The sequence below is a fragment of the Rhodopirellula sp. JB055 genome (assembly GCF_043100905.1).
Lineage (GTDB): Bacteria > Planctomycetota > Planctomycetia > Pirellulales > Pirellulaceae > Rhodopirellula.
The window spans coordinates 1-13,541 of sequence record NZ_JBICHO010000345.1; the positions used below are offsets into that span (position 1 = coordinate 1).

Genomic DNA, 13,541 nt, shown 5'->3' on the forward strand with positions numbered 1-13,541 from the left:
TGGTTCTTGTCTTTCGACAAATGAAGATCTCCGCGTGGTTCGACAACGTTACCCCGATTCTTCAGACCTTGGTTGTGGGCGGGTTCACTTGGGTGCTGACGGCGGTTGGAGCTGCGATCGTCATCCATGTGTCGCCCCTCCTGCCATTTGCACTTAGCTTCGCGGCTGGCGTGATGGTCGATGTCGAAGGCGAGGAACTCGTCCCGGAAACCCAGCAAGTAGGCAACGAAGACCTTGCCACGCTGTGCCTGATGCTCGGCTTCGTCGTGATGATGTTCCTGGATGTTTCGCCGGGTTGATTCCTTGCGATTCGCTTGCGGCCTGGGTTGCACTGCGGTCTCAGTGGCGAGACTCGCCCTGCGTTCGCACCGGCACTTGGCATGATCCTTGCAACATGTCCTGGCAACATGTTCTGGCAATGCACCTACCACACGAATCCTTTCGCCTCGCGAGCGTTCACATGGAGAATCAACGTCCCGCCATCATCGTGACCGGAAGCACTGGCCTGTTGGGCTATCCGCTTTGCTTGAAACTGGCTGATGCTGGCTACCAGGTGTACGGGTTTGACCGAGTCGGCTTGCCGGAACCGCCCAAGCAACATGAATTCGTGCGTGACATTGAGTGCGATATGACCGACTCGGTCGCTGTGCGGTCAGCGATGCAGAAAGTGCATCAGTTGACGGGCGGAAAACTGGCCAGCGTCGTCCATATGGCGGCCTACTATGATTTCTCCGGCCAAGACAGCGATTTGTATGAGAAGGTGACGGTCAACGGCACCGATCGTTTGCTCAATCAACTGGAAGACTTCGAGTGCGAACAGTTCTTGTTCACAAGCACCATGTTGGTTCACGCTCCATGCGAGGTCGGAAGACGGATCAGCGAAGACGGGCCATTGAAAGCAAAGTGGCCGTACCCGCAAAGCAAGATCGAGACAGAACGATTGATCCGCGAGGGACACCCCAATGTTCGGTCGGTGTTCTTGCGGATCGCTGGCGTCTACACCGATTTCGGACAACAGCCGACGATCGTACAACAAATGAAACGAATCTATGAGAAAGATCCGCAGGGTTGGTTCTTTCCCGGCAACCGCGAAGCCGGTCAATCCGCCGTTCATCTAGAGGACGCTGTTGACGCCATCTTTCGAACGGTCGAGCGTCGCGATGAGATCGAGCCCAAAACCGCGATCTTGATCGGCGAGCCGGATCCGCTTCCATACAAAGCCCTTCAAAATCTGATTGGCAAACAGTTGCACGGCAAGGAATGGACGACCATGTACATTCCCAAACCGGTCGCCAAGGTTGGCGCCGCGGTTTCCGATTTCGCTCAAGGCGGGGATGCATTCATCAAGCCATTCATGGTCGACATGGCAGACGACCACTACGCGCTGGACATTTCTCGAGCGAAGGACCTGCTTGGCTGGGAACCCCAACACAGCCTTTCGTCAACGCTTCCCGAGATAACTGAGCTACTGAGGTCTGACCCTGAGAATTGGTATCGCAAGAATGGATTGTCGACACCATGAGGTTTGATGTCCCGGTCGACGACCTGAATCGTCCCGTTCCTCCCTACGAATACAATCCGTCCGCATGGAGCCAGCGAATTCCGATATGCGTCTGCGCCTTCATCGCCGCGGCGATTTCGGTCCATCTTTCTTTGTACCAATGGGGATTGATCGAGTCAGCTTATGACCCGGTATTTGACGACGGCAGCAACAAAGTCTTGAAGTCAGACACGGCCAACACGATGTACGCGTTCTTGGGAATTCACGACGCGGCGCTCGGCGTGCTCGCCTACCTGGGAGACGCCATCCTCGGCTTTGCAGGCTCGACTCGCCGATGGCAATACCGACCTTGGTTGGTCGTCTTGTTTGGCATCGACGTGATTCCACTTGGGATCGTCAGTGTGGTGCTGGTACTGTGCCAGGCCTTCCTGGTAGGCGAGTGGTGCTTCCTTTGCCTCATCACGGCAGCGATCTCATTGACCTTGGTTTACTGGGCTTGGGACGAGGTTCGGGTGTCGCTGACATTTCTACATCGAATCTGGAAGGCACATCACGACAAGCGGTTGTTGTGGAATTCGTTTTGGGGCCTACGCAGCGAACGGGCGGACACCGTCGCCGAAAAACTTCTTTCCCGTGAGGTGACGTGATGTGGGGACGTGTGGTTGAAATCATGACCGCCGTTTGGCTGGCGGCCAGCCCTTTCGTTTTCGGCATTCAATCCGACACGACCGTTTTGTGGGCCGACCAAACCATTGCGTTGGCCATCTGTGTGCTGTCGGGGCTTTCCTATTGGCACCCAACTCGTCGTGCGCACCTGCTGATATTGGTGGTCGCGATTGGCTTGACCGCATGGGGACGGTTTGCGGAACTGCCTCCCACGCCCATCCATCAAAACCACATTGTGGTGGGTCTATTCCTGCTGATGATCGCGTTGATTCCCAACGACGCCTCGCGTCCTCCCGCCGCATGGTGCCAACCGCCATCCTCCCAACCATGATGCAGGGAGCACCCCGACCACCGATCCATGCGAGTGTCCAGTAGTTCGGCAACGAGACGCGTCAATACACAGTGATGGAACCGGCCGGCCAAAGTTGTCAGCGTCGTTGCATTGACTCCCCGCTGACTCGCGCTGGCAATCAAGGGATTGCACCAACACGAGTCAACGGAAACATCTTCTCTTGATCGCCAAAGGCATCCCGAAAGACACCAACCGATCAACTTAAGCTGCCATCGACAAACAGCTTTCCTGACATTGGCGGCAGCAAGCTACACACTGGTCCATATTGCCAATTTCCTCACAACTGTCAGCACATGCCTTGCAAATTTCAGCACAGGCTCTGCAGTAATACGAGTGATAGTCGCTGTTGCGTGACATGAAATCAACACAGGCGTTGCAAGCGGCAATGCAGTCGAGCATGAGCTTGACGTGCGACTGTTCCACGTGATCACCGCCCTCGGACAAACAGTAGCGCGTCAACATATCGGCACAGGTTGTTTGGCACTCTTGGCAGTTTTCGATGCAGTCTTGCTTCGTTGCTGTGGCGGTACTCATTCGGATTCTCCTGGAAGGATGGTTGTGTGAAAAGGATCGCGACTCCGTTGCCGCAGAGGGAAACAGATTGCAACCAGCATGCCGTTCCGAGATCCACTTCGACGAGCCCATTCAGGGTCCTTGAAAATCAGTGGTTTCGCAGCGATTCGATCAATTCTTCCTTGGACATCTTCGAGCGACCATCGATCCCGATCTCCTTTGCTCGCTGATACAGATCCTCCTTCGTCCGATCCTCGTACTTCGCCGCTCGCCCACCACGCTCGCCAGCGGCCTGGCGGTCGGTGTTTGCGATCCTCGCCGCCTTTTCCTTGCTCATCCCTTCCTCTCGAAGAGCCTCATACTGTTCATCATCTTTGACGGATGGCCCGTGGTCTTTTGTCATGTCAATCTCCCATCATTGCCTGCCGCATCGCTATTGCCTGCGATGGATCGAGCGGTGATTCGATGCATTGTGAGCGACAGCCTGTCACCAAGGTCGTACGCGAACTCGCAACGCCAATGATTTGAGGTCGCAAGTTCCATGCCCTTGCAATCGCCTGTTGGCCCCTTCTCAAAAGCAACGGCAAAGCACAACACCAACGCTACGATCAGTGACCAACTTGCTTGTTCTCGGAACAACATGCTACCCGCCAAACAAACAGGTTTGCCCTCGCTAACAGCGGCCCCTGCAATTCGGGAGGAGAAAAGCATCACCGCAGAATTCGAGCACGATGTTGCCCGTCAACGATTCAGCCAGCGTCCCTGACGACGGCGAGTTGCAATAATTCTTTGAGCCGAACACGGTCCTTCGTCGAGACTTTGGCAACAAAGCCTCGTTTGTGGGCAAAGCGAACATGCTCGTTTGATTCGATTTGCGAAAAGTCCAAACGTTGACAGTCATTGTATCGCGACAGTCCGTACCCATCGCCTCGTCGATCCGGGTAGACCATCGCATGAATCTCATCCTCCATGCCTTCGGTCTCGATGAAGGCATGAATCCCAAACGAAGGATCTTTTGCAATGGCTTCGCTTTGCTGAAGGAACAAGGCACGAATGGGCTCGCCATCGGTTTCGATCGTCCAGTACTGGACGTTTGCTTTCAGATAGTTCAGCCGTTCACGCAGCGTCCGTAAGTAATTGACGATGTCCTCACCCACCATGCACATGACCTGGTAGACAGGACTGTCTGCATGGAGCTCCCGTTGGGACCCAAATCGACTCAGCAAAGTCATGTCGAGCGGTGAATTGAGTGCTCCCAATGCCGCACGCGAAATCTCCATCAACTTGGCCGTTTCGTTTGGGCCCAGCGTGTCGAGCCATTCCGCTGGACGAAGCCAGGAACAAAAGGACAGGGCGTCTTCGTAGAGCCCCAAGTCCTGGAGCACAAGCGACAAGGCACACAGCGGCGGAGCATCACGCGAGAATTGGTGATGGTCAAAATTCTTCAATTGCGGGTCATGCACACCACCAACATCAACGACACAGACCGCTGGATTGGCCAAGTCTTCCTCTGTGGGATCCCGCCGCTGAATTGGAACCCCATGCATATAGGCCAGCAGGCTGCAGGCCAGAAAGTCATCTTTGTGGGCGCCGCCCGCATGGGTCACGATCAGTTGAATGGTCATCAAGTCAGACGAATCAGTTGGGGAAACAATTTCGAAATTGACAGAAACATACCCCTAAATCAGATGCACGAAAGCTGAACACTGAGAATCGCTTGAACGAACCCGACGCAACGCCCCCGAAATCGTCCTCGTCCAGATCGATTGGCCGAACGAGATGCAAAAGATGTGCGGCAGGCGTGACAACCTCCACGACCTCCAAACCGATTCCGAACAACGCGAGAGGTCCGGCGGCCGCGTTCACTCTGGCGACGTCCAATTCGCTGTTCTCATTGCTCCCAGAGGACACGATGAACCACGACTGGCTGGCCAGCCACTGGCCACAGAAGAAAACTCTGTGCTTGAACCGACCGCCCATTCGCACACGCGAAACACTTGCACACCTTTTGCGTCTCAAGTAGGTTTAGACAACATTCGATTCCGTTGTCACTCGCGGGTCGGCGAAGTGGATCCGCCATCATCCTCACACACTGCCAGTGAATATCGACTCCGCTTCCTCATCCGCTGGCGCCCCGCTCCCCCACTCGCTTCTTGGTGAGTACGCACGGATGCTGCTGGTTGGCACCGCTGGCTGCTCGGCCGTTGCAGCGGTACTCCGAATGACAGTGGATCCGAGTGCCAGCGCACTGCTGATTGGCAACGCGATTGTTCTGGTGAGCCTGTTTTCCGCACGTCCGTCGGGAATCCTGCGACTAACGATCCTGGCAACCGCTGCCCTACTGATCTCTTGGTTTACAGTTCGATCGGAAGCCCCGCTCGCTTGGTGGTCACCGATTGTCTTCTTCTCACCAGCGGTTGTTGTGGCATCGCTTGGGTTTCTCGCAGTTTTGGACTCACGTGCAATCGTGCGCCACTTTCGACAACGATCTTCGCGAACAACTCTTTGGTCATATCGCTCGATTGGCATCACGATTGGACTGTTGATTGCGATCACCTACATGATCGTGCTCCCATCAGTGACTGCCGTCCTCGAGCTTTTTCGCGAACGCCCCGAGAGCTACACGATCACCGAACTGACGATTGGGGAGAACCTGCGAATCCGCAGTGCCAAACTTGCGATTTTTGCAATTTTCACCTACATCGGCGCTTGCTGGGGCAGCTTCCTGAACGTGGTTGCCTACAGTCTCCCACGGGGGGAATCGATCGCGCTGCGTTCCTCTGCGTGCCCGAAGTGCGGCGTCCCCATCCGCCGTATCGATAACCTGCCAATTTTCAGCTACCTGAATCTCGGCGGACGATGCCGCGACTGCGGTGTGACGATTCCCGTTCGGTACCTGATCGTGGAGTTGGTCGCCGCCGGAATTTTCGCGTCTCTGTTTTTGTTCGAACTTGTCACAGGAGCGGCCAATGTCCCGGGCTTCCAGCACTACACCTTCACGGGAATCCTGTGGATTATCCTGTATACAAAGTGGCCTGTCGTTGGAATCGTCTTGTACCACGCTGCTCTGATGTGCACCTTGCTGACGCTGGCATTGACTGACTTGGATCGGCGACGTCTCCCCGCTTGGTTTGGCTGGACGTCAGTGCTCATTTTCGCTGGCCTGCCGATGATCGCAAGCCAGTTGCAACCCTTCACGCTGGCACTCCCCTCATCCGTCCCCGATGCAGCCTCGCGTGCTGCGACCATCTTGGTTGGCGCGGTCACAGGAGGTGTCCTGGGAATTGCGATTCAGCGAGTCAGCCAACTCGGTAAGAGATGCCGGGCCCTGCCACTTGCTTTGACGCTGATTGGCATTTCGCTAGGCTGGCAGGCAACCGTTACCATCACAGCGATCTTCGTCCTGCTCCTCCTAACCGTTCGCCACTTCGATACCAGCGGAGCGCGACGTCGACTCCTGCAGCCGACAGCAGTCCTGCTGGCTGCGGTGATGATCCACCACCCGCTTTGGAAATGGATCGCGGGCGTCTGGTAAAAGTCGGTACAAGCTGCCAAGCCAATCGACATCAGCAAGAGGCTTCGCTATCGGCAATCGTTGCAGTGACCGCGAAGCAAAATTTCGGTCACTTCACCAAACTTGCCACTTTCACGCTGACTGCCAGCCGTCAGCTTCACGTCATCCAAGCACGACACCGTCCCGCAATCGATGCAGAGAAAGTGCGGGTGAGCGGATTGGTCGTGCCCACCTTCGGCGATCGCTTCGAATCGCCAAACATGATCCCCCAGTTCCGTGCGACGCAGCAAGCCAGCGTCAGCCATGTCGTTCAAGTTGCGAAACGCAGTCGCCTTGTCCACGCCATTTGCGGCAAGATGCTCGGCGACATTGGCGTGGGTCAACGGAGCATTCGCATCCCGAAGCAACGTCAATGTTGCGATCCGCGCGGGCGTTGCTCGCAAACCCGCGTCGCGAATTGCTTGCTTGGTTGCCTCGATGGACTCAGACGGTTTGCTCACAAATTTGACCTACAAGAAAATGGACCTGACCAGGATTCCACAGTGGCCTAGCATCATAGCAAGACACAATCCGTTTGCATATATTTGAACCGCGCCCTGCGCTCAACTGACGATTGAAACCGGCCCGTGATTATCGCAGTGATCGCCGTGTGGGTGATGCAGGTGCCCATCCACCAAATAATCGATGTGGTCACCATGAGGAACGGCCTCATGCCCACAACCGGGTCCGTGGACATGATCCGCGTCGTGCCCACTGCAACCGTGACCTGACGTGCACACGTTCGGGTTAGTCGCGGTCACTTCCAATCGGTGCTCTTCGACCTGGCCGTCTTCGCGGACGTGGTGAAGATGCCCATCGTGAAGGTAGTCAACGTGGTCACCATGTTGGACACCAGTGTGCTCGCAATCAGGGCCGTGCTGATGATCGTGGTTGGCGTGGACATTGGACATTTCAAGAACCCTTGGAAAGCAGGAAACAGGTCAGATTTCCATCGCATGCATGACCCCATTGGTCACCAAGCGGGAAATATGGTCGTCGGCGAGCGAGTAAAAAACGTGCTTGCCCTCGCGTCGGGAGCGAACAATTCGCTCGCTTTTGAGCAATCGCAACCGCTGCGAAATCGCTGGCATCGGCTCATCGAGCAACTCACAAACCTCCGACACGCATCGTTCGGACGCTTCGAGAAGCATCAGCAATCGCAGACGCTGGGGGTCACCCAACGCCCGAAAAATCGCCGCAGCTCGCTCGCATGCCTCCGCATCGATCGTGACCGGCAACCCACGATGGCCGCGCCCGTCACAACTCGGCTCTTCGGTGTCAGTGGATTCTGATGTCGCTTTGGATGCTTCTGTCTTTGCCATCTCTCTCACTACAGTTGCAGAACTATGCAATCGTACATCCCTGGCCAGATTTGTCAATTGCAAAGAATTGCCTTGCATCAAAAATGCGAGTCGACACATCGAGATGTCGCAGCAAGGATGCCTGCTGCTATCGCCAAGGCTTCTCCTGATATGCAAGCGAATTGCAGCGGCGTAGACTGTGCAATTCAGATCACTCACAGGACTTGCGATGACCTCAGCTTGGCTTTTGGCAATTTACTGCGTCTTCATCCTGGCCTCGTCGATGGCCGGTGGGCGGCTGTCATCCCTGCTGCGGATGACACACCTGCGAACGCAGCTCTTGATGAGCGGCGTCGGGGGACTGATGCTGGGAATCGCCATGCTGCACCTGCTGCCGCACGCCACCGGAGTCCTGGGATCCGCGTCGAAAGCGTGCAGCGGGGCACTGGTGGGCCTTGTGGTCATGTTCCTAACGATCCTCTTGTTCCACACCCACGACCATGGGGTCCCTGTTGAGTCCGACGGCAGCAGCGCCGAGTGCGATCACGGTCATGGTCATGGTCGCGATCACCACCATGCCGAAAAGGGAATCAGCTGGCTTGGCCTGTTTTTTGGGCTCGCACTCCACACGCTGGTCGATGGAGTTGCCCTGGCGAGCAGCGTCCTGATTGATGCCGACCACGGTGCCTGGCTGGGCTTGGCTGGCCTTGGGACTTTTCTAGCGGTGGCGTTGCACAAACCGCTCGATGCGTTCGCCATCACCTCGGTAATGAACAAGCAAAAGTGGTCCGTTTCAGCTCAAAACATGGCGAACGTCGCCTTTTCGTTGGCCTGCCCCATCGGTGCGGCCGCGTTCTACTTCGGAGCAATGAAGTTCGACGCAAACAATTCATTTCTCGGCTGGGGACTCGCGATTTCCGCCGGTTTCTTCTTGGGGATCGCCCTGGCGGACCTCCTGCCTGAGGTTGCCTTTCACGACCATGACCGCGGGAAGCTGACGTTTTCCTTCCTGCTTGGCGTCGCGATCGCGGTCGGTATCGAAAACCTGCCTGGACACAGCCACGAACATCATTCCATTGGCGAACATGATGAGCACGGGCATCTCGACCACGAACACGTGCCCCACGACCATGATTCGCACAGACATGACCACATCGATCACGACCACGAAAACCACAATCATTGAATACGAGCGGGCAGGTCATATCCGCACAACCCGCTCAAAAGCACTTGACGCAAAAGAACGCACCTCGTTTAATGCACAACACTTGCATTTGTTAGTTGGCTGCGTCGAGTGATTGGTAAAAACCCCGCGAAGAAGCCAGCCGCACCCCCATTTCCACTGTTGAAATAGGGCGTCCCCGACGACCTGATGGAGCCTGATCAATGAGCGATGTCCCGTATCAACCCACCAGTGACCTACCGCTCAGCAGCCCCGAACCTACAAAAATCTCCACCTGGCGTGACTGGGTCGGTATCGTTGCATCGGTTGGGTGCGCGATCCACTGTGCGGCCATGCCATTTGTCATCGCGTTTCTGCCCGCACTGGGGCTCAGCTTCCTGGCGGACGAATCGTTTCACCAGTGGATGGCCTTGGCTTGTTTCTTGATCGCGATCGCGGCCTTCGTCCCAGGCTTTCGCAAGCATCGCCGGATGACACCGATCGCAATCGCCAGCGTGGGCCTGGTCCTCATCACGAGCGCGGCATTTGGCCTGGCCGGCGACTGCTGTGCCGCTTGCGAGACTTCCACCATCGCGGCAACAGACGCTGCCGTCTGCACCGACGCGTGTTGCGAGCATTGCACCGCAGCGACTGCAACAGAAGCCGGAGCGGACGAACCGGAAGCCAATTTGAGCAGTCTTGCCGCGAGCGGAGGAGCTCCTAAAGTTTCCGGACTGCAAGCCCTGGTCGCCCCCTTCGCACTTTGGATCACACCGATCGGCGGACTCCTGCTGGTCTGCGCTCACCTGCTGAACCGTCGATACGGATGCCTCTGCGGTTGCTGCGAACCGGCCACGCAGACTGCGTGATCCAGCTCGCATCACGGCACCAACTTCAATCGCTACTTGCACTTCAGCAACAACTGCTCTAGCTCTTCCCATCCGGAGGTCGGACTGTCGGTGATGACTTCCAATCGGCTATCGCGACGATACGCCGTGGTGTTAAAGGAAGTCTCATTCTTGCTGCGATTGATCACCCACCAATCATCCCGGCACCGAAACACACCTTTCAGCCGCACGACCGGCTGCAGATAGCCGAGCAGGTCGAGCAATTGGTCTCGGTCGAAAACCTCATCGACGGAAAAAATCCAACCACACGCCCACTGCCCGTCCCCCTCGTTCTCAATCCGCTTGGGCCTCCCCAATGCCGGAGGAATCTCTATCGAGGTTAGCCCGCCCGCATCCTCACGCTCCGCCGCATGAGAATGGTTGTGTGCATGGGCCTCGCCGAATTTCGGCGGGCGAACAACCGTGTCTTGAAGATCGAGCCATGCGGGATCAATTCGCCCATGATCCGTTTCAACGATCAGCATTTTCGGCGGGTCGAATGACTCAACCCATTCGCGGCACTGACGCGTCAACTCAGGGTCACGTTTGTCGGTGAAGTTAATCGCGACAATGTCGGCCATCTGAACCTGGTCATGAAAGACTTCGGAATCACGCCATTGCGGTTTGCCCCAGTCTTCAGGTTCGATCAAACAGATTGTCGCCCGCAGATCGATGGCCCGGCGAAAGTTTTCGTCCCTCAACTTGTCGATCAATGCCGCTGGATGCCCCGCGCCGCTGGGTTCAAGCAACAGCCGATCTGGTTTGCTGCGACGAATGAACTGACTGAAGACCGCATCAAAGGCGAACGCGACGGTACAGCACAGACAACCGCCGCCAAGCTCCTGCACGTTGACCTCTGAACATTCTGAATCGATCAACATCTCGTCCACGGTCACCATGCCGTACTCATTCACAAAGATCGACCATCGTTCACCTTCCGGTCGATGGTCGAGCAAGCGATTGATCGCGGTCGTCTTCCCGGACCCAAGGAATCCCGTGATCAAATTGGTTGGTATCGGCATCTTCGATCTCGAACGGGACTGATTGACTGGGTGAGGTTTGACATCCATTTCTGAATACTTTAGCAGATTCCCAAGAACACTTCCTTCATGCATACGTATTGCATGTGCGTTACGTTGTCATAAACTGAATATCTCCTGACGGCACTCATCGATTCTTTTCCAACGAAGGGTTCTTCTATGTTGCTCAAGTTCCGAACACTCTGCCTTATCGTTGCCTTGGCTGGTTGCGGGCCTTTCGCCGAGCCCGCCTCCCCCTCTCCGCAGCAGCCCACTGACACCACTAGCAACAACGCCGCGAACAGCAACAGCGAGCTGGTACACGAAGAAGGACCGACTCTTGTCGTTGCTCACAAGAGCTTGCTCGACAGAATCACGCCGTGGACCGACGTTCCGGCAGAATGCCTCTTTGATCGAGAAAACCTAGCCGACGACAACGCTCAACGGACGGTGCCGGCTCTACCCATCGCTCGATTGCTCAACGCGAAGTGCTACCTCTATTGCCCAAGCGAAGAACTGCCCATCGAAGCCATCTATCGCGAGCGACTGGCAAACCATGGCGTGAAAGTCATCCCCATTGCCCCACGGACCCAGCGTCGCAATCAAGAACTGCAGAAGAGTGCGTTGCTGGCCAAACTGCAGTAAGCAGCAATCGAACCGAACGCATAACACGTGTCCCATTTGCTGTAGCGGAAACCGCCAAGGCTTTCGGCAATCCCTGCTTCAACCGAAACGCTCCGCACGTTTCGCTACGACAGCAAAGTCCTCCTCGAGCCTAATTGCCCATCCAGCCACCCTCTCGATAATTCAATGAACCGAACCGATTCCAATACGCCCCAAGGTGAGCGTCTGCCCGTCACCGTGCTGTCCGGATTCCTCGGGGCCGGCAAGACAACGCTGCTCAATCACATCCTGACCAACCGAGACGGCTTGCGAGTCGCGGTGATCGTCAACGACATGAGCGAAGTCAACATCGACGCGGCGCTGGTCAAATCGGGCGACGCGAATCTTTCGCGAACGGAGGAACAGCTCGTCGAGATGTCCAACGGTTGCATCTGCTGCACGCTTCGCGAAGACCTGCTGATCGAAGTTCGCCGGCTCGCCCGTGACGGGCGGTTTGACTATCTGCTAATCGAATCCACCGGCATCTCCGAACCGATGCCCGTCGCGGAAACGTTCACCTTTGAAGACAAAGAGGGTGACAGCCTGTCGTTGGTCGCCGAGCTGGACACGATGGTGACCGTTGTCGACGCAGGCAACTTCATGAAGGACTTTGGCTCCTGGGACGACCTCACGGATCGACGCTTGGGACTGAGCGAAGATGACACTCGCAACATTGTCGACTTGTTGGTTGATCAAGTTGAATTTGCCAACGTGATTGTGGTCAACAAAACCGATTTGATCTCACCGTATGAACTGGAACAGCTCAAACAGATCCTGCGTCAACTCAACACCGACGCCAAAATCCTGACCACGACGGAAAGCCGCGTTGAGCTATCCGAAATCATGGGCACCGGACTGTATTCTCTCAGTGAAGCCGAGGAACAACCAGGATGGCTGGAGGTGCCGCGAGGGGAAGAGGAAACCGAGACCGAAGAATACGGCATTTCGAATTTCGTCTATCAAGCCCGTCGTCCATTTCATCCCAAACGTTTGACCACCGCTCTCGACGCCGACATGGAAGAGGGCTTGTTCACCGGAGTGCTTCGCAGCAAAGGATTGATGTGGATCGCATCGCGACACGATTGGGCCTACGACTGGTCGCAAGCCGGGTGCTCGATCCGCATGAACCCAGCCGGTTTCTGGTGGGCATCCGCACCGGAAGAGGAATGGCCTGACGACCCCGAGGCCATTGAAGACATTCGATCGAAGTTCGTCGGCGAATATGGCGATCGCCATCAAGAATTGGTGTTTATCGGAAACGCGATGAGCCAAGAACGAATCACCCAGATTCTCGATGACTGCTTGCTGACGGACGTTGAATTTGCTCAAGGCCCGGAAGCCTGGGCCCACATGGAAGACCCATTGCCGCCTATTGAACTGGAATATGACGAAGAAACCGCAACCATGTGAGTGCGATTCGCCACAGAGACACAAAGACGATCCTCCGCTGTGTCCTCTGTGACTGAGTGGCCGATTGAATTCGGTGCAAGACGACAGATGGCGAAGCTTTGAGGCCCCGCTACCACCGATTGAAACGGAAGAAGAGAAAGTAGCCAGTCAATCCGCTTGAACGAGCCTTGATCCATCGTGTGTGCGGAAACCAACGACAGGCCCGACCAAGACAAGTTAGCAACCGCCACGCGGCGGGCCCACCCTTCGACGGAAATTCATACAACTTGACGACCAGAGGCACCATTGATGAAAGGCCGAAACAGAAGAACAAACAGCCCATTCGAGGCTGAGCCATGCTTTTCCGTTGCCCCTTGCTGAACAAACCACACTGACAATGAAACCAATGCGTCATGACGACGAGTGGTTTGTCAAAGCGAGGGCTGATCGTAGCGGACGAGGCGCCGAGTCCTTGGATTTGTCGCCAGTTCAGGACTCGTCGCCGCGGCCACAACCCAAAACACAAGCTGGGGCT

The 13,541-nt window shown here is 56.1% G+C and carries 14 protein-coding genes and 1 pseudogene; 9 read left to right on the forward strand and 6 right to left on the reverse strand.

The window, feature by feature from the left end; all coding sequences use genetic code 11:
• The 4 genes and pseudogenes from ACF8AM_RS13680 to ACF8AM_RS13695 form a co-directional block, all read left to right on the forward strand.
• Positions 1 to 299, forward strand: a pseudogene (locus tag ACF8AM_RS13680) (hypothetical protein); the annotation flags it as partial.
• A gap of 161 nt (positions 300 to 460) precedes the next feature.
• Entirely contained in the window at positions 461 to 1,522 is a 1,062-nt protein-coding gene (locus ACF8AM_RS13685) for an NAD-dependent epimerase/dehydratase family protein (RefSeq protein ID WP_392556180.1), read from the forward strand.
• Positions 1,519 to 2,148: a vitamin K epoxide reductase family protein gene (locus tag ACF8AM_RS13690; RefSeq protein WP_392556168.1), complete on the forward strand. Its 630-nt coding sequence runs from the start codon at positions 1,519 to 1,521 to the stop codon at positions 2,146 to 2,148. The genes ACF8AM_RS13685 and ACF8AM_RS13690 overlap by 4 nt, the downstream gene beginning before the upstream one ends.
• The gene (locus ACF8AM_RS13695) at positions 2,148 to 2,498 is read left to right on the forward strand and encodes a hypothetical protein (protein ID WP_392556181.1); all 351 of its coding nucleotides are present in this window, start codon (positions 2,148 to 2,150) and stop codon (positions 2,496 to 2,498) included. The genes ACF8AM_RS13690 and ACF8AM_RS13695 overlap by 1 nt, the downstream gene beginning before the upstream one ends.
• Before the next feature lie 682 nt (positions 2,499 to 3,180).
• On the opposite strand, the gene ACF8AM_RS13700 is transcribed toward ACF8AM_RS13695, so the two are convergent.
• Complete coding sequence (locus ACF8AM_RS13700; protein ID WP_392556169.1) at positions 3,181 to 3,435, reverse strand: Rho termination factor N-terminal domain-containing protein; 255 nt, start codon at positions 3,433 to 3,435, stop codon at positions 3,181 to 3,183.
• A gap of 346 nt (positions 3,436 to 3,781) precedes the next feature.
• Positions 3,782 to 4,657, reverse strand: a complete 876-nt coding sequence (locus tag ACF8AM_RS13705) for an MYG1 family protein (RefSeq protein ID WP_392556170.1) — start codon at positions 4,655 to 4,657, stop codon at positions 3,782 to 3,784.
• Positions 4,658 to 5,253: 596 nt separating this feature from the next.
• On the opposite strand from ACF8AM_RS13705, the gene ACF8AM_RS13710 reads away from it, so the two are divergent.
• Complete coding sequence (locus tag ACF8AM_RS13710) at positions 5,254 to 6,567, forward strand: prepilin peptidase (protein WP_392556171.1); 1,314 nt, start codon at positions 5,254 to 5,256, stop codon at positions 6,565 to 6,567.
• 47 nt (positions 6,568 to 6,614) lie between these two features.
• On the opposite strand, the gene ACF8AM_RS13715 is transcribed toward ACF8AM_RS13710, so the two are convergent.
• The 3 genes from ACF8AM_RS13715 to ACF8AM_RS13725 all read right to left on the reverse strand — a co-directional run bounded on the left by ACF8AM_RS13715 (position 6,615) and on the right by ACF8AM_RS13725 (position 7,907).
• A complete protein-coding gene (locus ACF8AM_RS13715) occupies positions 6,615 to 7,046 on the reverse strand; it encodes a Fur family transcriptional regulator (RefSeq protein ID WP_392556172.1) in 432 nt (143 codons plus the stop codon).
• A 102-nt stretch (positions 7,047 to 7,148) separates the two neighbouring features.
• Positions 7,149 to 7,496 (reverse strand): hypothetical protein, encoded by a 348-nt coding sequence (locus ACF8AM_RS13720; protein ID WP_392556173.1) that lies wholly within the window; start codon positions 7,494 to 7,496, stop codon positions 7,149 to 7,151.
• Positions 7,497 to 7,526: 30 nt separating this feature from the next.
• Positions 7,527 to 7,907, reverse strand: coding sequence for an ArsR/SmtB family transcription factor (locus tag ACF8AM_RS13725; protein ID WP_392556174.1), 381 nt, complete (start codon positions 7,905 to 7,907; stop codon positions 7,527 to 7,529).
• Between the two features lie 208 nt (positions 7,908 to 8,115).
• Between ACF8AM_RS13725 and ACF8AM_RS13730 the strand changes: the two genes are divergently transcribed.
• Both ACF8AM_RS13730 and ACF8AM_RS13735 read left to right on the forward strand, forming a co-directional pair.
• Positions 8,116 to 9,072, forward strand: a complete 957-nt coding sequence (locus tag ACF8AM_RS13730) for a ZIP family metal transporter (RefSeq protein WP_392556175.1) — start codon at positions 8,116 to 8,118, stop codon at positions 9,070 to 9,072.
• A 200-nt stretch (positions 9,073 to 9,272) separates the two neighbouring features.
• Positions 9,273 to 9,917 (forward strand): MerC domain-containing protein, encoded by a 645-nt coding sequence (locus ACF8AM_RS13735; RefSeq protein WP_392556176.1) that lies wholly within the window; start codon positions 9,273 to 9,275, stop codon positions 9,915 to 9,917.
• 32 nt (positions 9,918 to 9,949) lie between these two features.
• Here the strand turns inward: ACF8AM_RS13735 and ACF8AM_RS13740 are convergent, their stop codons facing one another.
• A complete protein-coding gene (locus ACF8AM_RS13740) occupies positions 9,950 to 10,957 on the reverse strand; it encodes a CobW family GTP-binding protein (protein ID WP_392556177.1) in 1,008 nt (335 codons plus the stop codon).
• A 177-nt stretch (positions 10,958 to 11,134) separates the two neighbouring features.
• Between ACF8AM_RS13740 and ACF8AM_RS13745 the strand changes: the two genes are divergently transcribed.
• Positions 11,135 to 11,599, forward strand: coding sequence for a hypothetical protein (locus tag ACF8AM_RS13745; protein ID WP_392556178.1), 465 nt, complete (start codon positions 11,135 to 11,137; stop codon positions 11,597 to 11,599).
• 165 nt (positions 11,600 to 11,764) lie between these two features.
• Positions 11,765 to 13,027, forward strand: coding sequence for a zinc metallochaperone GTPase ZigA (gene zigA, locus ACF8AM_RS13750; RefSeq protein ID WP_392556179.1), 1,263 nt, complete (start codon positions 11,765 to 11,767; stop codon positions 13,025 to 13,027).
• The last annotated feature ends 514 nt before the right edge of the window (positions 13,028 to 13,541 follow it).